This window comes from Tenacibaculum agarivorans, assembly GCF_001936575.1.
Classification (GTDB): Bacteria; Bacteroidota; Bacteroidia; order Flavobacteriales; family Flavobacteriaceae; genus Polaribacter; species Polaribacter agarivorans.
Map to the genome: position 1 here is coordinate 51,872 of NZ_MSMP01000026.1, position 22,505 is coordinate 74,376.

Below are 22,505 nucleotides of genomic sequence, written 5' to 3' on the forward strand. Positions count from 1 at the left end.
ATAAAAAATTAACGTTCTTAACATTTATCACAAATAGTAAAGAAAAATTAGTTTCATTTAAACATTAACCCCCCGTAATTATGAATAAAAAGCTAAGGTTTTCGACACTTCTGTTGCTATTCTATATAGCCAATGTCATTCCCCAGTCTTCAAAGACATGTTCAAACTCTGTAGACGATCCAGTTTTAGATCTAAACAGTATAACAAAGTGTTCTATCGATAGAAAATCAAACGATAGTAAAGCACAAAAAATTACCGTTCAAGTTACTTCAAGAAGAAGAGTAATTAGAAAAAGAGATAAAGCCACAGGTATATCATCTAGCGGTTATTCTCATAAACTAGCATCTATCAAAAAAAAGGTAGATATTGTAAACTCAATAGTAGATGTTAAAAAAGAAGAAACACCAGATATTTTACCTTTTGATTATGTAGATCAAATTCCTCTCTTTAAGAGTTGCGAGTCGGTTCCTGTATATGAACAAGATCGTTGTTTTAAAGTTAAATTACGAAATCATATTAGACAAAATTTAAAATACCCTGCTAGTGCTTATGATAGAGGTATTCAAGGTAGAGTTTATGCTCATTTTTCTATAGCCAAAGATGGAGAAATAAAAGATTTAAAAATTGTATCGCCCTACAAAGGAGATTTATTAGGTAAAGAAGCCAAAAGAATTATTAATAAGCTTCCAAAGTTTAAACCAGGCGAGCATAACGGTAGTGCTGTTACTGTAAAATATGGTTTACCAATTACATTTAAAATACCAGGTAAAAAACCCACTAACGTTAGAAAATCTAACAAACTAACAGTTAAAGAATCAATTCATAGCTTTTCTTCTTTAGATGAAATACCTCAATTTGATTCATGCAAAAAATCTAATGATAATTCACTTACCTGTTTTAATAATAGTTTAATACAGCATATACAAAATTATTTTGCCTATCCTGAAGAAGCAAAAATGAAAAATATTCAAGGGAATGTTGTTGTAAACTTCGTAATTAATAAAAAAGGAGAAGTAGTAGATATTACGGCTAAAGGACCTAGCAACACTACAATTCTTGAAACTGCAGCAATAAGATTTATAGAAAAGTTACCCAAACTTAGAGCAGGGAAAATAGAAGGTAAAAGTGTAAATACTTCATACTCTTTTCCTATCAATTTTACACTAAATTAAAAATTAAACATAACACATTCTATTCTTAGGTGGCATCTAAATTAAGATGTCACTTAGGAGAATGCATCCTTCCCCTAAAATTTGAGGTCAAATTTTTAAATCAATTATACCGTCCTATATGAAAAAACTATTTACATTATTTAATTTGTTATGTCTTTCATTTATCTCACTTTCCCAAGAAATAGAAGTCAAAGGTAAGGTGTTAGATGGAGTGACAAGGGAGCCAATTCCTGGTACATTCATATTATTAAGAGAATCTTCAGTAATTGCTGAAACTGAATTTGATGGAAGTTACACCATTCAAGCAGCAATCGGTAAAGTCTTGGAATTTAGTTATCCAGGATATACCAAAAAAACAGTTGTAGTCACAAGTTCGATAATTGATATTGAGCTAGAATTAGATACAGAAGAAAGTTTTTTAAATGAAGTTATTATTATTGGTTATGGGGCCAAACGAAAAGAGTTAGTTTCTGGAGCTTACAGTACCATAAAACCAGAAGAAATTGAACGGAATAATCCCCAGCGTATAGAACAAGCGCTACAAGGAAGGACAGCAGGAGTCCAGATTACTTCAAACTCAGGATCTCCAGGTTCAGAATATAATATTAGAATTAGGGGAATTACTACAAATGAAGATAACTCACCTTTGGTACTTGTAGATGGAGTACAGATAGGACCAGATTTAAGTATTATTGATCCTAATGATATAGAAAAAATAGATGTAATTAAAGATGCAAGTACAGCTATTTATGGGGTGCGAGGAGCAAATGGAGTAATTTTAATTACTACTAAATCAGGACAAAGTAATACAGAAACAAAGTTTACATATAACACATCTGTATCACTTCAAGAAACGACAAAAAAACTCGACTTATTAAAAGGAGTTGAATATGCAGCTTTGGTTAATGAAACGGTAGCTGCAGATGGTGGAGTTGCACCATTTCAGTTACAAAATATTACTACAGAAACTGATTGGCAAGATGCACTGTTTGAAATTGCTCCCATGATAACACATCATATCGGAGCTACTGGAGGAGGAGAAACGTATAATTTCAATGTAAGTGGAAGTTTACTAGATCAAAAAGGAATTATTGCACCAGGAAGATCAAACTATGCAAGATGGACACTAAGAAGTAATTTAGGTTTAAACCTTACTGAAAAATTAAAGCTAAACACACTTGTTTTATATACCAATAATGTGAGAAGAACAATTCCAGAAGGAAGCAGAGGTTCTGTATTGTATTACGCAAACAATGCTTCACCTTTAACTCCAATTTTTGATGGAACGGATGGTAGTGGACCCTCAAGAGGTTTTTCATATATAGGAATAGAGCAAGGAAATGAAATTGTTAACCCTTTTGCGGTTATAGATAATACTTTTAACGAAACAAGAGTAAATCGATTTACAGGAAAAATTGAGTTAGTTTATGATTTTTTGAAAAATTTTGAATTCACTACTAGAAATAGTTTCAATTATTCAAACGTATATTCTAGGGCATACTTCCCTTTACAATATTATGGAGAAAATAAAGTAGTAAATACAGTTCGGTTAGATCAAATTACGGGTCAATTTGATTTGGACAGGAATAACGATGGTGATCGAGATGTATTTAGCCGAGTTAATGAAAATACTCAAACCTTCGGTTCCTTTATTTCAGAGAATTTTATTAACTACAACTTTACTTTAGGAGAGGCTCATAATTTTCAAACTACATTAGGTCTCTCTGTTACAACAGAACAGAGTAACGGAATATTTGGAGGAGGTTTTTTAACAGCAAATGATACGTGGAAAAATGCGTACTTGTTCAATACACAATCATTTATTATAGATGATGATGATATAGGAACAAATGATATTCAAGAAACAATAAATACCAATTCTTTCTCTATTGAAGATCGTTACTTTTCTATTTTTGGAAGGCTACAGTATGATTTTAATGAAAAGTACTTATTCTCGGCTATTTTACGTCGAGATGCTTCAACACGTTTTGGTCCCAATAATAGAGTAGCATATTTCCCTTCTTTTTCTGCAGGTTGGGTAGTACATAATGAAGATTTTATGGGAGAAATAGGTGTAACTAATCTTAAACTTCGTGGTAGCTGGGGAGTAGTAGGAAATGATAAAATAGGATCATATAGATGGCTTGGATTTTTACAAGGATTGAATGGAGACGCAACGTATCCTTTCAATGATATTTTGTCTTTTGGAAATGCTGTAGGAATACTTTCTAACCCAGATTTACAGTGGGAAACTACAATTCAAACTAATATAGGTTTCGATTTAGGTTTTTATGATAACAATTTAAATATAAGCTTTGATTATTATAAAAAGCGTACAGAAGATTTATTGGTAGTTCCTGAAATTTCAGCACTTTTAGGAGGTTCAGCACCAGGTAGTGGAGCACCATTTGTAAATGCTGGAATTGTAGAGAATCAAGGTATAGAAGTTGGTATAAATTATACTCATTACTTTTCAGATGATGTTTCTCTAGCGTTAAACTATAACCTAACTACAATAAATAATGAGGTGATCGATGTAAATAATGCTGCAGGTTTTATTCCTGGAGGTCTATTTGGATTGAATCAACAACCTTCAAGAATGCAAAACGGATTACCAATAGGAGTTTTTTATGGATTACAAACAGATGGCGTTTTTCAAACACAAGCTGAAATAGATGCCTTAGCAGTGGATAGAGATGGAGATGGAGTTTTGGATGAATATCAACCTGGAGCAGCACCTGGAGATTTAAAATATGTAGATGTTGATGGTAATGGGTACATAGAGTTCGGTAGTGAAAATGATTTAACCGTGCTTGGAAATCCCATTCCAGATTTTACAATGGGTGGAGGTTTTGACTTCAAATTTCATAAGTTCGATTTTGGTGCTTCTTTTTATGCTTCTTTAGGAAACGAAATTGTTCGAAGTTATGAGCGTTTCTTAACCTACAGTAATAAACTTTCATTGTATAATGGGAGGTGGACAGGACCAGGAACTTCTAATGAAGTACCAAGAGCTTCAACTAATGCAGCAAATAACCAGTTGTTTTCTTCTTTTTATGTTGAAGATGGTTCGTTTTTAAGAATTCAAAATGTACAATTAGGATACACATTAAATTCAGAGCAAGTTAAAGGAATTGACTTTTTACGATTTTACTTATCAGTCAATAACCTTTACACTTTTACAAAATACAGAGGATACGATCCAGATATCTCCAATGCTAGTGCTATTGGAGCTGGGGTGGATTTAGGTCAATATCCACAGCCTAGAATGTTTATTACAGGAATTAAAGTATCATTTTAAATCAGTTGGAAAATGAAAAATAGTATAAAAATAATAGCAATAATAGTCGCTCTTGTAATAGTTGGTTGTGATGATTATTTAGAAACATTACCAGCAGGTCAGGAAAATTCAGAAAACTTTTTTAACTCAGCTGAGGATTATGAAAATGCATTAATAGGAGTATATGATTTATTATCTACCACCTATTTAAATCAAATTTTAGGAGAAATAGCTTCAGATAATAGTTTGTGTGGAGGTGAAAACCCTACTGATGTGTTGGATTGGCAACAGATTGATGATATGACACATAACCCAGATAATGGAGCGTTAAGAAATATATTTCAATGGATGTATGCAGGAATTAGTAGAGCAAATTACATCATCGAATTTAAAGACAAAACACCTTTTAATAGAAAAGAGCAAGTATTAGCAGAAACAAAGTTTTTAAGAGCTTATTATTATTTCGAATTGGTGAAGTTTTTTGGAAGTGTTCCTATGTATTTAGATAAAAGAATAAGTTTAGAAGAAGCACAAACTATAGATAAATCACCAACAGCAACAATATATACGCAGTTAGAAAATGACTTGCAAAGTGCTGCTAGTATTTTACCATGGCAACAAACACAATCAGGAAGAGCTACAAGAGGAGCAGCTTTAGCATTACTTGGTAAAATATATCTATACCAACAAAAATTTGATTTAGCAGCACAAACCTTAGATCAAGTAATAAGTGCTGGTCAATATAGTCTAATCTCAGATTTTTCGACAATTTTCTCAAATCAGAATGAGAACAATTCAGAATCTGTTTTTGAAGTACAGTATTTTGGACAAGAAGGTGCAAGCTTTAATTGTTTTCAATGTGTAGAAGGAAATATAGCTGTAGGTTTTATGGGACCTAGATTTAGAACAGGAAATTATGCTCCATATGCAGATGGTTTTAGTTTTAATATTCCCACACTAGATATTATTAATGCATACCAAACAGGAGATACTAGAAAGGATGCAACCTATTTTAATATAGATGATTTTGTAGCAACTAGACCAGATGTAACCTTCACAGAAGGTAATGATCATAATGGTTACTTCAATTTTAAATACATTCCTTTTGCTGAAGGAAATGCTTTGGATGCCCGCCTAACACATAGTAATAATTATAGAGCTATTCGTTACGCAGATGTACTGCTAATGGCAGCTGAGGCTCATGTTCAATCAGGAAATACAGGAGTAGCCCAAGGATATTTAGATCAGATAAGAGATAGGGCTTTTGGTAATACAACCAATAGAATAACAGTAACTTTAGATAATATACTACAAGAAAGAAGACTAGAATTGGCAGGAGAAGGGCATCGATTTTTCGATCAAGTACGAACAGGACAAACTTCGTCAATACCTGGATTTACAGCAAATAAAAATGAATTGTTTCCTATCCCTAGAATAGAAATAGAGTTAGCAGGAAATAATTGGTGTCAGAATAAAGGATATGCAACTTCTACATGTTCAGAACAATAAAATAAAGATTATGAGAAAATTATATTATATCATATTAGGAGTATTCGTTTTAGTAGGATGTTTAGATGAAGAACGAGATTTATCTTTTGTAGATAGTTTAGTGGCGCCAAGTAATGTTGCAGCAACATATTCAGTTACGCAAGATAATACAGGTTTAGTAACTATAACTCCAACAGCTGATGGAGCAAATGGCTTTAAAGTATATTTTGGAGATGGTACTACTGATTTTGCAGATGTAGAAATTGGTCAGAGTGTAGATCATATATATGCTGAAGGGAATTATATGGTAAAAATAGAAGCATTTAATATTAGTGGTAAAAAAACAGAAGCAACTCAAGAATTGGTAGTTTCGTTTAAAGCTCCTGAAAATTTAATGGTTACCGTAGAGAATAACGCAAGTATATCGAAACAGGTAGATATTACCGCAGCAGCTGATTATGCAACTATGTATGAATTTTATTCGGGAGAATCGGGAGTAACTCAACCAGTTGCAACAGCAAATATAGGAGAGTCTTTAAGTTATGCGTATCAAACTCCAGGAGACTATGATATTAGAGTGGTTGCAAAAGGAGCAGCTATAGCTACTACTGAATACACAGCAACTTTCACAGTTACAGAAATTTTAGCACCAACTGCAGCTGCTGCAACACCAATAAATAGAGAAGCTGTAGATGTAATTTCTTTATTTAGTGATGCGTATACAGATGTTAGTGTAGATACTTGGAATACAGTGTGGAGTGCGGCAAATTTTGAAGATGTAATGGTAGCGGGTAACGCTACTAAGAAATATACCGCTTTAAATTTTAATGGAATAGAAACTGTGGGAGCACCAGTAAATGCTTCCAATATGGAATTCATTCATTTAGATATATGGACACCAAATATTACTGCGTTTAGAGTAAAGTTAGTAGATTTTAAAGAAGATGGATTTGGTGGAGCTAATGGTGATACAGAAGCAGAGTTATCATTTACACCTACGCAAGGCGAATGGGTTTCTTTAGATATTCCTTTGGCTGATTTTGCTGCTGCAGGAATGAATTCATTTTCAGATATTAATCAATATATCATTTCAAGTGATCCAAGTGGAGAAGGAATTGTTTTTATTGATAATGTATATTTCTGGAAAAATCCTACCGATACGAGTAGCCAACTAATAGAAGGCTTTGAAGGTACAGCTCCCGTTTTTACAAGTTTTGGAGGAGCTAGTGTTGAGGTCGTTACTAACCCAGACATGAGTGGGGTTAATACGAGTTCAAAAGTAGCTAGATTAATAAAAGGTAATGGAGCAGAAATTTGGGCAGGAGGCTTTTTTGATGTAAGCTCTCCTTTAGATTTAACTAATTTTTCTAAGATAAGTGTCAAAACGTGGTCGCCAAAACAAGGAATTACAGTTCGATTAAAATTGGAAACCTCAGATCCAAATTTATTTCACGAGGTAGATTCAACTACAAGTGTTGCTAATGCTTGGGAAGAATTAGTGTATGATTTTAGTAGTGCGCCAACATTAGATTATATTCGAGTAGTTATCTTCTTTGATTTTGGTACCAATGGAGATGGAAGTGAATATTATTACGATGATATTAATTTGATTAATGATTCAGGAGGTATTCCTCCTTTAATATTCCAAGATTTTGAAGCTACAGCCCCAGCTTTTACAAGTTTTGGAGGAGCTAATGTTGAGGTAATTACCAATCCAGATATGAGTGGAGTTAATATGACTTCAAAAGTAGCTAGACTTATAAAAGGTAATGGAGCAGAAGTTTGGGCAGGAGGCTTTTTTGATGTACCTACAGCTTTAGATTTGGATACTTATTCAAAAATAAGTGTGAAAACATGGTCACCTAAACAAGGTATAACAGTTCGATTAAAATTAGAAACTTCAGATCCAAATTTATTTCATGAGCTTGATGCAACTACAAGTGTTGCCAATGCTTGGGAAGAACTGGTCTACGACTTTAGTAGTGCTCCTAAGCAAGATTATATTCGAGTAGTTATCTTTTTTGATTTTGGAGTTAACGGAGATGGAAGCGAATACTATTATGATGAATTAACATTAACGAATTAAATCAGGCACAGCAATGAAAATACAGAAATATATAACACAAGTAGTTTTAATAGTCTTCACAATAGGAATACTGAATAGTTGTGAAGAGAATAATTATGATTTTGGAGATATTGTTACGCCAAGTAATATCAATATAGTAGCAGAGATCATTGGTCAAGATGCTGCAAATCCTAATGGTGATGGTAGTGGAGTAGTGAACTTTACTGCAACAGCGGATAATGCATTATCGTATAAGTTTATATATGATGGTACAGAGTCTACAAAACCAAGTGGAAAAATGACGTATAGTTTTAGTAATTTAGGAGTAAATACCTATACAGTTTCAGTAGTAGCCGTAGGTACTGGAGGTGTATCGTCAACTAAAACTATTCAAGTGGATGTGTTAGCAGTGTATGTTGCACCAGATGATTTAAAAACAAAGTTGTATGGTTTTGATCCTGCAAATCCAGGAATGGCATCATCAAAATCATGGCGTATCAAATCAGAAGTTGGAGGACACTTTGGGTTAGGCCCTGTAGGAGGTACTATTTTTGGAGAATGGTATCAAGCTACAGCCAATGAAAAAGATGGTGTAGGAATGTATGATGATCGTTTTATTTTTAATTCAGATGGTAGCTTTGAACATCAAACTAACGGAACTGTTTTTGGTAGGAATGGCTTAATAGATGAATTATCAGGTTCTGGTGGATCTGGAGGAACTATAGATAATGCGGATGTACTAAATTATACCTTATCAGATTATACCGGTAACTGGGATTTAATAGCACCAGGTGGAGTAGAAACCATTTCTTTATCAGGGATAGGGTTTATAGGGTATTATATTGGAAATCATAACTATGAAATTTTTGATCGTAAAACTCCAAATGAATTAGTACTTAGAATTACAGATGCCAATAATGAATTCGATTGGTGGTTTTTAATCACTTCAGAAGCCCCAGGAACATCTTCTCCTTATGTATTTAATACATTACTATGGGAAGATGATTTTACAACCAATGGAACACCAGATCCTACCAAATGGACATATGATATTGGTACAGGAGTAAATGGATGGGGAAATAATGAAGTTCAATATTATACAGATAGAGCAGACAATGTAGTAGTAGATAATGGAAATTTAGTAATTACAGCAAAACGAGAAAACTTGTCAGGTAGTAATTTTACATCTGCTCGTTTAAAAACAGAAGGATTATTTGATTTCAAATATGGTAGAGTAGAAGTTAGAGCTAAATTACCAGCTGGGGCAGGTACATGGCCAGCAATATGGATGTTAGGATCTAATTTCTCTACAGTTGGTTGGCCTTTTTCAGGAGAGATTGATATTATGGAACAAACAGGAACAGATAAAAATACTGTTTTAGCCACTTGTCATTGGCAAGATACAGCAAGTAACACAAAGGCAGATTTTAGTCAAAATACTTCAATAACGAATGCAACATCAGAATTTCACTTATATACTTTAGAATGGACTGAAACTAGTATTAGTATGTATTTAGACAATGTGAAATACTATGAGTTGACGAATGCGTCAGTGTTGCCATTTAATGAAAATTTCTTTTTGATTTTAAATGTAGCTATGGGAGGAACTTTAGGAGGAGCAATAGATGCTAGTTTTTCTGAAGCAACTATGGAAATAGATTATGTAAGAGTATATCAATAATTTGAGTTATATATATACGTAGGGAAAGTCTTTCTTATTTTTTAACAAGAAAGACTTTATTCTCTACACATAAATTTACTTCAATTTGATATAAAGTTCTGGTCAAATTTTTTTGAAATTAATTTTTTTTCTGATTAAAACTTATAAATTAGTAGTTAACATCTCTTTATAAATTGTAACTAAAGAGAAAGGGAACATATATTGCAAACTATTAATTTTAATTTTTTTCAACTGTTAATACTATTTGGATCCATCCAGGGTATTATATTTAGTCTAATTGTGTTTTTTGTGAAAAAACACAGATCTAAAAGTAGTATACATCTAGGATTGACTATTTTTTTTCTTTCTATAAGTAATATTCAACATATGTTAATTGATGTTGGTTATCTGGGTGAAGACTCCACAATCAGAAAATTATATATTCCATGGCAATGGTTAGTGGCTCCTTTTTTCTTTTTATTTGCTTATTATTTTCTACATACAAAACCTGTAAAGAAAAAGAGCATTTGTTTTTTATTTTGCCCTTGTCTTATAGTTGCTTTAGTTCATATCTCGCAATGGATATATCAAGTAAATATAAATCCCAATTTTATAATTACTAAATATTTTCAACCAGGCCTTTTCTTATATACTAATTTTCTTTCTTTTGTATATATACCTGCTGTAATCTTTGCCATGTATAAAATGGTTATGGAGTATGAAGGTCAACATGAAAACGAGAATACTTTAGAAAAAGTCAAAAATGAAACTAATTGGTTGAAAAACTTAATACATATTGGGATTGGTATTGTAACTCTAGGAAAGATTTCTGTAATCATTTTTATGTTTTGTAATATGGAAAAATCTTATCTTAGTTATCCTTTTTTCATTTCTTTGTCGTTGTGGATTTATTGGGTCGGATATGTAGGAATCAATAGGTCATCTTCCCATAAAAAGTTATTAAAAATAAATGCACTAGAAGTCTCAGAGAAAAAGGGAGGACAAACATTTGAGAGAATACATATGCTAATCTTAGAAAAAGAAATGTATTTAAACCCTGATATTAATTTACAGAGTATTGCTGAACAATTTGGAATTAGTAAAGGGTATCTTTCACAACTAATTAATTCCCATACAGATAAAAACTTCAACGATTATATAAACGAATTACGAGTAAATACGGCAAAAGAAAAGTTAATCGATTCGTTGTATCAAAACTACACTGTTGAAGCAATAGGTTTGGAATGTGGTTTTAAATCAAAATCCAATTTTTACGGTGCATTTAAAAAATTTACAGCACTGACACCAAATCAATTTAAGAAGAAAAATTCTCAGCTTTCAATTTCTTAAAAAAACACTTCTTCTTTCCCTAATCTTTTATGAAATGAAAAATTACTCACTATAGTAACAATTTCTAAAGTATAGGAACGCCTATATAAATACATACTGTGTATATCACCAATGTTAGGGTGCCAAAAAAGAAGTTCTGGATCTTCAACTATTTGAAAATACAGAACTGCTGCGGTAAAAAATAGCTTTAAGATTGCAGAGTATATCTATTGATAACGCTTTACTCATGTGCGGGGCATGGTAAAGAAAAACAATCATTTAATTAAATAAAACATCATTATGAAGAACAAGTTTTTTTTCTCAATAATTGCTATGCTATTAACGCAGTTACTTTTTTCACAGCAAGACTATTACAATGTAAATTCAGGGAATGGAAAAGGGTTACGTTTTTGGAATAGTAATACGTATAAGATTCATATGGGGAATGCATCAGAATACAAATTTGGACCAGTAACTGATTATAGTATTAAAATGAATATGAGCAATACTCCAGGTAGAGGTTGGACGTGGGGAGTAGCAGGACAAACACCTATTGCAGGATTAAATACTTTAGGAGATTTTCAAATAGCGAAAAATTTCACTGCGGAATCTATTACAATAGACAATACCAAATCAGATAAATGGATACCCTTAGCATTTGGTAGAGAATATAAACCAGGTAGAAAGACTTTTGAGTTTGTAGTTTCACCAGATTCAAATAGATCTAGAGAATATTTAGCTATGGGAATCAACGATAAAAATCAAAAATTAAGATACGATTTCACTGCTAATGATAAGAATACTTGGATAGACATGGATGATCATAAAGGTACACATTTCTTTAAGGTATCACGTGATGAGTATGAGCCTGGAAAGTTTGCTACCTATATTCATATGCCAAGATCAGATTCTAGAATTGTAATTGGTGAATATGGAGGGTATTTGATGGATAAGGGACATAAATTAGTAGTTAATAATGGTGGTGCTTTTATAAATGGTAATGTAGGTATAGGTACCCAAAATCCAGATGCTAAACTAGCTGTAAATGGAAGAATTCATACCAAAGAAGTAAAAGTAGATTTAATTGGATGGGCAGATTATGTATTTAAAGAGGAATATAAATTACCAACCTTAGAAGAAGTTGCTGATCATATTAAAGAAAAAGGACATTTAATCAATATTCCTTCAGAAACAGAGGTGTTAAAAAATGGAATCCAATTAGGAGAGATGAATGCAAAGCTATTAGAAAAAATTGAGGAATTAACCTTGTATACTATTGCGCAAGAGAAAAAAATAAAAGAGCAAAAGAATAAAAATGAAGAATTGGAAGCTCGATTATTAAGATTAGAATCAGTACTAACGAAAAAGAAATAGTAAAGAATCTAAATAATTAAGGATATGAAAAAATTAATAGTATTGCTACTATTGGGTTGCTTTTTCAATATAGTTTCAGCGCAAATCACAAATTTTGATTATTACGATGCTTCTTCAAGAGAATATGAAGCTAGAATGTTGCCATCTAATCCAGATGTGGGTAGCTTAGGAACTTATGGATTTAAACCAATAAATAAATATACAGGTACAGCAAATGTTAGTGTACCCATTCATAATATTACATTAGGTAAAATTAGTTTACCTATTAGTTTAACGTATAATACAGGAGGAATAAAAGTAGCTCAAGAATCCACTTGGGTTGGTTTGGGCTGGAATCTTTCTGTTGGCGCCGTAATTACAAGAGAAATAAATGGTTTTGATGATACTAAGAATACTCAAAACTCTCAACCTAAAGGTTATGTTTTTACTAAACAATTTCTAGAAAGAAAATTACCAGAATATACTTTGTATATGCCACAAAGTAGTGTAAATGATCTGGTTTTTGGAAATCAACAAGGAGTAAATTTAGATACAGAACCAGATATTTTTTCCGTGAATCTTTTTGGAAATAGTATTCGTTTTGCACTTGAAAAGTTAGATGCGGGAGAAACAATAGTAAATGGAATAGCACTTAATGATACTTTTGCGCAAATTGAATTTGATACAGAAACGCGGTTTTTCACGATTAGAGATGGTCAGGGATTTACCTATCATTTTGATACGTTAGAATATTCTACTACATCCATGAAGTCACAACACGGGTCGTATTCTAGTACCTATGGAGAAGAAGAGTTGATACGAGATATCAATACAGATGCTATACCTAGTAGTATTCATGATATTGAACAAGACGTAACTTCATGGCGATTAAATAAAATTATAGATCCTAATGGTAGAGAAATCCATTTAGAATATGAAAGAGCTATTCATATGTCTTTACCCTACACTACAGAGAAAGTAGCTATTCATTGTAATAAATTATTTTCTGATAAAGGTGATCCTAACCCATATGTATTAGAAGTTGGAGGAGGTATAAATCCGGGAATTTATACTTATACAGCGAGGATACATAGCTTTGAGAATACCTATTTAAAAAGAATTTATGGAGATTTTGGAAGTGTAGACTTTGAGCTAAGTGAAGATCGATCAGATTTGTTTTCTATAGAAGGTTACAATGCTATTCGATTAGCAAATCAACCATACTCTTATCCATTTATTCCATTTAGTACCAATAGCGCTAAGAAATTAGCAGGTATTACAGTTAAAAATCAGAACAATGAACTCATAAAATCAGTATCATTTAATTATACATATTTTAATCAGAATAAGCTTGATAATTCTAATTTAAGCGATTATGAGAAGAAAAAATATGTTCGATTAAAATTAGATGATGTAACTGTTAATGACAAAACGTACAGTTTTGAATATATTTCTCCTAATGCATTACCTAAAAAAACATCTAAAAAAACAGATTTCTGGGGATTCTACAATGGAATTACAAATAATAGGCATATACCAAGATTAGGAAGGTTTCATGCTTCAATGGCTACTGCATCTACTTTTGGTTTCGAAATGTTTTTTGACTATCAAGGAGGAAGTAGAAGAAGTGATTTTAATTTTGGGAAAATAGGATTGTTAGAATCTATAACCCATCCTACTAAAGGAAAAACGGTATATCAATATGAAGGGAATCGAGCAACTGTAGAAAAACCAGAACGTTATACACCAACATATTCTAGCAAAGGATCATTTCGTTCTTCAAGAGTTTCAAGTTCAAGTAAATATAAATTCAACTACCAGTATTTAAAAAAGGCAGTGGATCCTAACTATTCATTTGCCAGTTATTCTAATGTATGTAATACAAGTTCAAGCTTAATTCAAAATAACGGGACATTTCAAATTACGAGTACAGATATTTGTGGTGCAGATTATAACTTTATAGCAAAAGCAACAATTTCTTGTGCTACAGGTTGTAATCAAGGAATAAATCCATCTGGAGTAGCTACTAAATTGACTAATGTTACTACAGGAAAAGTATACAATTTATTTTACTTCGAGCAAGTTAATTCTAATGGGAATAATCTAGAGATAAAAAAGAATCTACCCATAGGTACGTATAAATTTGAATTTACACCAGCTTGGGCTATTAATAGACCAGCAACAGTGGTAGTAACAAATTCTTCTTACGCTACAGTTATTCGTAAGGTTGAACAAGATACTTCTTCAGATACAGATTATGAGGAGTTTGAAGTAGGTGGGGCTAGAATAACTTCAGTGATAGAAAAAGATCATGATGATGCTACTATTCAAGTAAGACAATTCAATTATAATTTTACAAATCCTGAAGGAAATATTTCTTCATCTGGAAAATTAATGGACCAATTAATATTTCACTCTAAGAATAATGGCTTCTTTGAGTATACACCAGAGCATTATTATGAAAATACTTTTAATATGCATTCTGAAAGTGCAATACGTCTAAATAACTCCGCTTCAGGAAGTCACATAGGTTATAGTCAAGTTTCAGAATCTGTTGTAGATAGAAATGGTGTTACTAATGGAGAAACTATTCATAAATATATGAATTTCAGTAACTCTTATGTAACCAGAAATATTGGATCTGTGAAAGCTTGGACAGTAAATAATCCTCCTCCGCCAACAGTATCTTATGGAGAAGTTTATTTGTTAAACATGATGCCCAAAACAGCCTCACATAAAAATGGTCTGGTTTTAGAAGAATTAGTGAAAGATAATACTGGAAAAACAATACAAGAAACAATAACATCGTATGATGAATTTAGAGGGACTAATTTTTATTTCCAAGATGAAGCATATCCACACATATCTCATCAGTTATTTCAAATCTCATCTCCATGTCCAGTTTCTGTTTGTGGTTTCTTTCCAGAGATAACATACTACAAACTAGTAAGATTGTTAGATATTACAGCGCATAAATTAACAAGAACAAAAGAGAGTATAACTACATATAAAGATGGAGAAGAATTAACTAATACTACAAACTATTTCTATCAGAGTAGAGAACATTTTGAACCCACAGAAATTGTGAATTCATCAAGTATTGGCGAAGTATCACAAAAACTGTTTTATCCTGAAGATATTCTAACAAAAACACATCCATTACGTGTAGATAATCGATTGGCAACACCTATTCAGTTTGAAACCTTTACGGACTCGAAAAAAACAGGAGCCAGATTTGTGAAGTTTGAAAAGGATAGCGATACAGCAAATAAAACTCAAGCTACTGCGGTGCAACTAGCTAAAGAAGATGACGATTTTGAAGATCGGGTACTTTTTGAACGTTATGATGATGTTGGAAATTTATTACAAATGAAGCAAGTAAATGGGGTAACAACATCTTATGTATGGAGTTATAACAAAATGTATCCCGTAGCTAAAATAGAAAATGCATCATTTAATCAAGTAGCTTCTGCATTAGGTATTTCTGAACATGCACTACGAAATTTTAGTCAAAGTTCTTTAGCAACTTTAGAAGGCCTTAGAAGTACACTTCCAAATGCTATGGTCACTACGTATAGGTATAAACCGTTAGTGGGAATAACAAGTACAACAGATCCTAGAGGATATACAATGTCATATCATTACGATGAATTCAATCGATTAGAATTTGTTAAAGATGCACAGGGTAAGTTGATTTCAGAAAACAAGTATAATTACAAAAACTAAAGAGGCTATGAAAACAATAAAACAATATGTAGTACTTAGTTTACTTTTACTAAGCTCTGCTATACAAGCACAAACTGTTATAACAAAAGAGAATAATTATACTGTTACGGGAAAAGAAACATTAACTGCGTCAGAAGGTGTGATCTTAAAACCCAATAGTTGGATTAAACCCGGAAGTGATTTTTTTGCGAAAATAACTCCAGATGTATACAATACCATCAGTTTAACTGAAAATGAAAATTATGTTTTTACTCGTGTGTTTCAAGAAGAAATGTCTTCTGTTGGAGAAATAACTAAAAATAGTGATGTCATTGAAAGTGTTACGTATTTAGATGGCTTAGGAAGACCTAAACAACAAATAACTATTAAAGGTTCACCTAATGCTAAAGATATTGTAACACATATTCCTTATGATGATTATGGTAGAAAAGCACAGAACTTTCTTCCTTTTGAAAGAGAGAGTGCAACTTTAGGAAATTATGCTACTATTGATGTTAATGATCATATTAATAGTTATTATCAAAACAAGTACACCGATGATTTTGCAGACGTATCTGAATCAGCAGTCAATGCATATTCTCAAAATATTTTTGAACCTTCACCACTTAATAGAATAAAAAAGCAAGCCGCTCCAGGAAAAAACTGGAAAGCGACTGGTGAATGGGATAGTGAAGGAGATAATACCATTAAGTTTGGTTGGACAACAAATACGGCTAACGAGGTAGTATATTTTAAAGTTGATTTTCCAAATAATGAGAATACTGAGGATCCTAGGTTAGTAAAAGATGAGTATTATGATCCAAAAGAATTAAAAGTCTCAATTGTTAAAGATGAAAATTGGAAATTTTGGCAAACAAAACTAGATGATCATACTACTAAGGAGTATACAGATAAACAGGGGAGAGTAGTATTAAAACGTACCTATAATAATGGAACTCCACATGATACTTACTATGTGTATGACGATTTTGGAAATCTGACTTATGTTATTCCTCCAAAGGTAACCGTTGATAATGGTGTATCTTCCAGTGAGCTTACCGAACTGTGCTACCAATACAAATACGATTATAGAAATCGTTTGGTTGAAAAGAAAATACCAGGAAAAGACTGGGAGTATATTGTATACAATACATTAGATCAACCTGTAATGACTCAAGATGGACTTCAACGTTCTAAGTCACATAAAGAATGGTTATTTACCAAATATGATGCTTTTGGTAGAGTAATATATACAGGTATTATAAAGAATAATAGTTCTAGATTAGATCTACAAGATTCTGCTAATAACAATACTGTATATTCTTCTTACGAAGCAAAAGAGAATACCACTAGAACACTAGGTGGAACTGAAATATATTATACCAATAATGCTATACCTAGATATATAGATCAAATTTTAACGGTGAATTATTACGATGATTATGAAGTTGGAGATATTGTAACATTTAATCCTGCTGATGGGACTGGACCTTGGGAAGAGATGTTAGCAGTACCTAATGTGAAAGGATTACCAACTGTATCTCAGGTAAAAGTATTAAATACTGATAAGTGGGTAACTACAGCTACGTATTATGATAATAAGGGTAGAGCTTGGGAGACACATGTGAAAAATGAATATTTAAATACAGAAGATTGGGTATTGAATAAGCTAGATTTTACTGGAAAGATCTTAAAAACTCGAAGCATGCATACCAAAGGATCTAATGCTCCAATCATTACGGTAGATGACTTCACCTATGATCATATGGGAAGGTTAGTAGATCAGAAGCAACAAATTAATAATCAACCAGAAGAACATATACTAGAGAATGTTTACGATGAATTAGGTCAGTTAACCACAAAAAATGTAGGTGGTGGATTGCAAGAAGTAAATTACGGATATAATGTTCGCGGTTGGCTTAAAGAAATCAATGATGTAGATGCTATTGGAGATGATTTATTTAGCTTTAAAATTAATTATGATACAGTAGAGGGTCGTTTTAATGAACCATCCTTGTATAACGGAAATATTTCTCAAACCATATGGAAAACAGCCAATGATAATATAAAAAGAGCTTATACGTATAGCTATGATGCTTTAAATAGAATAACCAAAGGGATGAGATCTACCGGTAATAACTTAATGACCGAGGACTCATATAGTGTTTGGGGGATTGCTTATGATAAGAATGGTAATATTGGAAGAATCTCCAGAAATGGAAGACCTACTGGCACTTCATCTCAACTCATTGATGAACTGTATTATGAATATTCCAATAATAAACTATTAAAAGTAAGAGATGCTTCTACATCAATATATAAGGCAGCAGGTTTTAAAGATGGCACCAATACCAATAATGATTATATATACGATGTGAATGGAAACATGACAGAAGATCGTAATAAAGGTATTACAGATATCACATATAATCATTTGAATTTACCCATCACAGTAAGGTTTAATGATGATAGTAGTATAAGTTATATCTACGATGCAGTTGGGATGAAACAGCGTAAAGTTTTTGTAAATGAAACTTCTGGAGAAGAAGGTCAAACTGATTATGCTGGAAACTATATTTATGAAAATGATAAGCTAAAGTTTTTTAATCATGCGGAAGGCTATGTAGAGCCTTTATACAGCATTCCAAAACCATTTTCTAATGAAATACCTAAACTTATAGGAGCAAACTATGTATACCAATATAAAGATCATTTAGGAAATATCAGACTTTCTTATACTGATATGAACAAAGATGGACAAGTAACAAAAGCAGAAATACAAGAAGAGAAAAACTACTATCCATTTGGTATGGAACATAAAGGATATAATGATAGAGTCTTAAGAGATCACCCATATGGATATAATGGGATAGAGCTTACGGAAAACTTAGGGCTAAATTTATATGAAATGCCATTACGTCAATATGATCCTACAATTGCTAGATGGACAAGTATTGATCCTGTTACACATCACTCAATGTCAACATATAATGCATTTGATAATAACCCTACTTTTTGGGCAGATCCAAGTGGAGGAAATTCTGTAGCCTTCATAAATGAACTCTGGAACAGATCAGAAGAAGATTCGACTACTTGGACAAATAATAATGATGGTACTTTTTCTAGTAATAATGGGCAAACTGCAAATTGTAATGATTGTAAAAATCAAGAATCAGCTATATTAAGATTAAAAGTAGCTGAACCAAGAGATAATTCGACAGTTTGGAACAGAATTAAAAATGGGTTAAATCCGTTTATAGATAGAACCTTTAATATAGGTGAAGATGGCGCAATAATAGAATTCGTAATAGATGATGATGGATATATTGAAATTGATTTAAACAATATAAAAATAATTCATACTGCTAACCCTACTAGATTAGTTAGCTTTTTAAGGTCTCTTTCTAAATTAAGAACTGCGGCGAACATGACTCAATTTGTTAGAAATGCTAAGTGGTTTCCTAATTCACAATTAAGAGCGATCTTAACACAATATTATAGGGCAACAGCTTCTATTGGAAATGGAAGTTCTGCATCTGCACTAATGTTAGAAGCTAGAACGGGACAATTACTAAGTCCTTCTGGGCATTTGAATAAGGTTGGGCTTATCAGAAATCAATTAGTAAAGTTACTCAACACTGGTGCGCAATTAACAAAGTTTGAAAAACGTTTTATTGTCCGACAGATTTTAGAAGCTAATAGAGCAATTAGAACAGCAATGGGAACTAACTCATCTTATACAGGTACAATTACAAGAGAAACATTAAAAATTATTCGTAAACACAGATTTTAACTATGATAACTTACAAAACTTTAATTAAAGAAGTAAAAAATCTTTTCCCGAATCTAAATTATGATTCTTTTTTTGAGGATGAACCAATGATCTTTATGTCTAATTTTATTGACTTTATTAATAACACAATTAAAAATGAAGATTTAGTTTTATTAAAGGAACAAATGGAATTTATTGATGTATTGATAAATAGCAAAGACCAAGACATTCAGATTATTGTTGATGATATGGCTATTGGAGCATTTGACAAATCAATTTATCCAAATTTAAGAGATAATTTATCTCAAAATGCTAAAAAAAGATTTGATAGTGTAATTGAAGTATGGAAAAAAGGAAATAAATTGATCTAATTTAACTTACTCTTGTCTAATGAATACTTTTGTATAGAAGTATACTGGTTAAAAGTGTTTGCATGTCTTAGACAAGTAAGAAAAAATAATATGCAGTATATAAGTCATAATAATATTTATATATTTTGAGAGGTGTTTTTTTAAAATCAATTTTAATAGGTTTAATGACTGCATAATAAAGAAGTATTTCTCATAATATAACTCAGATTTAAAAAGACTATACTTATTATAGGTAATTAATAAAAGCTCAGAAATTATTTATGAGCTTTTTGTTGTTGTCTTGTTACCTCATACAAATAGGAAAGCCTTTCTTGAATGAATCAGAAAGGCTTTTATCCCCTATACGTAATGAAATAAAATTATTATTCCATACATAGTAAATTTAAGAAATGTAATTGGTTTAAATGTTAAATAAGGGTAAAAAAAAGGAACCCTCCTAAAAAAGTGATTTAGGAGGGTCATATGTAAGATCTCTTCTGAGATCTCGGGGGTTGGAGGTTGATTAATTCAGATACTTGATAAGTATCTTAGGTGTAAATATATAAAATAAAGTTGTAGTATCCACATTAATTGTCTTAGATAAAAATAAAATTAATACATAGTGTAAACGAAACTTTAATTAAGAGCTTTTAAGGTGTTGATTTATAATTGTATGCCTTATTTTTGTTTTCTGGAGTTAAAATTATAATCGTGAATAATAGACTATTATATAAACTTTAGTAACTTTAAGCAGAGTTTAACTTTTAATTGGGGGATATGAGGGGAATATTATCAAATTATACATTAATTTTTCTGTTATTGTGTTGTACACTATGGTCTTGTCATTATAGTAATACACTTAGCAAACAAGAAAAAGAGTATCTAAAAGGGTATGAAGACATTTATGTCGGAGTATATGTTAACTACCCACCATATCAGTTTGTTAATGATTCAGGAAAAATTGATGGTATTTTACTCGATTATTTTTCATTAATAGAAGAAAAAATAGATCATCAGTTCAAGAAAAAAGTTTATACCAATTGGCAATTACTTTTGAATGATGTAAAACTTGGAGTTATAGATATTGTTTTAGAAATTCAACAAACCGAAAAACGTAGCAAATATCTAAGCTTTACAAAACCTATTTTTACAGGTAGGCATATGGTAGCGTGTAGGAGTAACGATAATTATACTACTATTCAATCCTTAAAAGGAAAAAAAGTAGCTCTAGGTGCTGATTATTCTATTGAAGAATATGCATTAGAAAACTTCCCAGATATTGAAATTGTACCAAAAGCTAATGAAAGTGAATGTTTAGATGCATTAATACATAAAGAAGTAGACGCTGTTATTAGTGTAGAAGCCGTTTTAAACTATTTAATCACAAAAAAAGATATCTCAGATATAAAAGTTGAGTTTGCTTTAAATTATGAAAATGATTTAGGAATCGCTGTTCATAGCCCAAGGGAAACCTTATTTAAAATTATAAATAAAGCAAATGATGAAATCTCTGATGAAGAAAAGAAAGCTATTTTAGAAAAATGGTTGTATGACATTCATGAACCATTTTATAAAAAAAATACTTCTCTATTTAAATATACAGTTCTAGCATTGTTATTGTTATCACTTGGTTTCAATATCTATCAACAAAAAAAAATAAGAAATTTAGTAAATAAAATGTAAGGAGATAACTCATATGAATTTTGGATGAAAACTTCTTGTGACGTCAATTTTATCTCATTACTACTTCGTAAAAGAGAGTGTCATTACGAATAGCGTAGTTTATGAAGTTATGAAGTAATCTGTTTATCGATAAGCTGACTGCCATAAAACTCCATTTTCATTTCGTTTTTCGCAGTGACGTGAGTTTTTATAATTCGTAATTCGTAATTGAAAATTCATAATTGAATATTGCTGTGAATACTCTTTTCAGTTAACAGTGATCAGTGATCAGTTACCAATTTAATACAATTGATCATTGATAAGTGATTATTGATAATTGTACAAGTTGTGAATGCTGTTCAAATGGAACCAAGTCACAACAATCGTAGATTAGTCAATATAAGGCACTACGTTGTGAATGCTCCTCAAATTGGACCAAGTCACAACAGGATGGCGACACTTCTAGAACAACTAAATGTTGTGAATGCTCTTCAAGTTGTATCAAATCACAACCCTTGGCATTGATATGTTTTTACAATATGAGTTATGAATGCTCTTCAAATGGAACCAAGTCACAATATTTCAGTTAACAGTTATCAGTCATCAGTTACCAGTTCAAAACAATTGATCATTGATAAGTGATTATTGATAATTGTACAAGCTGTGAAT

The 22,505-nt window shown here is 31.7% G+C and carries 11 protein-coding genes; all 11 read left to right on the forward strand.

Annotated elements, in window-relative coordinates; all coding sequences use genetic code 11:
* Positions 1 to 80: 80 nt before the first annotated feature.
* Positions 81 to 1,172 carry an energy transducer TonB gene (locus tag BVC87_RS17465; RefSeq protein ID WP_083629580.1) on the forward strand — a complete coding sequence of 364 codons (1,092 nt, stop codon included), beginning with the start codon at positions 81 to 83 and terminating at the stop codon, positions 1,170 to 1,172.
* Between the two features lie 118 nt (positions 1,173 to 1,290).
* Positions 1,291 to 4,473, forward strand: a complete 3,183-nt coding sequence (locus BVC87_RS17470; protein ID WP_075343692.1) for a SusC/RagA family TonB-linked outer membrane protein — start codon at positions 1,291 to 1,293, stop codon at positions 4,471 to 4,473.
* A gap of 12 nt (positions 4,474 to 4,485) precedes the next feature.
* Positions 4,486 to 5,961, forward strand: a complete 1,476-nt coding sequence (locus BVC87_RS17475; RefSeq protein WP_075343693.1) for a RagB/SusD family nutrient uptake outer membrane protein — start codon at positions 4,486 to 4,488, stop codon at positions 5,959 to 5,961.
* 10 nt (positions 5,962 to 5,971) lie between these two features.
* The gene (locus tag BVC87_RS17480; protein WP_143569821.1) at positions 5,972 to 8,026 is read left to right on the forward strand and encodes a PKD domain protein; all 2,055 of its coding nucleotides are present in this window, start codon (positions 5,972 to 5,974) and stop codon (positions 8,024 to 8,026) included.
* A gap of 13 nt (positions 8,027 to 8,039) precedes the next feature.
* Positions 8,040 to 9,686: a glycoside hydrolase family 16 protein gene (locus BVC87_RS17485; RefSeq protein WP_075343695.1), complete on the forward strand. Its 1,647-nt coding sequence runs from the start codon at positions 8,040 to 8,042 to the stop codon at positions 9,684 to 9,686.
* Between the two features lie 288 nt (positions 9,687 to 9,974).
* On the forward strand, positions 9,975 to 11,015 hold the full coding sequence (locus BVC87_RS17490) for a helix-turn-helix domain-containing protein (RefSeq protein ID WP_143569822.1): 1,041 nt from the start codon (positions 9,975 to 9,977) through the stop codon (positions 11,013 to 11,015).
* Between the two features lie 279 nt (positions 11,016 to 11,294).
* Entirely contained in the window at positions 11,295 to 12,368 is a 1,074-nt protein-coding gene (locus tag BVC87_RS17495; RefSeq protein WP_143569823.1) for a TMF family protein, read from the forward strand.
* A gap of 24 nt (positions 12,369 to 12,392) precedes the next feature.
* Positions 12,393 to 16,073, forward strand: coding sequence for an RHS repeat domain-containing protein (locus BVC87_RS17500; RefSeq protein WP_075343698.1), 3,681 nt, complete (start codon positions 12,393 to 12,395; stop codon positions 16,071 to 16,073).
* A 7-nt stretch (positions 16,074 to 16,080) separates the two neighbouring features.
* Positions 16,081 to 19,845 (forward strand): DUF6443 domain-containing protein, encoded by a 3,765-nt coding sequence (locus BVC87_RS17505; RefSeq protein ID WP_075343699.1) that lies wholly within the window; start codon positions 16,081 to 16,083, stop codon positions 19,843 to 19,845.
* Positions 19,846 to 19,847: 2 nt separating this feature from the next.
* On the forward strand, positions 19,848 to 20,195 hold the full coding sequence (locus BVC87_RS17510) for a hypothetical protein (protein ID WP_075343700.1): 348 nt from the start codon (positions 19,848 to 19,850) through the stop codon (positions 20,193 to 20,195).
* 756 nt (positions 20,196 to 20,951) lie between these two features.
* The gene (locus BVC87_RS17515) at positions 20,952 to 21,857 is read left to right on the forward strand and encodes a transporter substrate-binding domain-containing protein (protein ID WP_083629581.1); all 906 of its coding nucleotides are present in this window, start codon (positions 20,952 to 20,954) and stop codon (positions 21,855 to 21,857) included.
* The last annotated feature ends 648 nt before the right edge of the window (positions 21,858 to 22,505 follow it).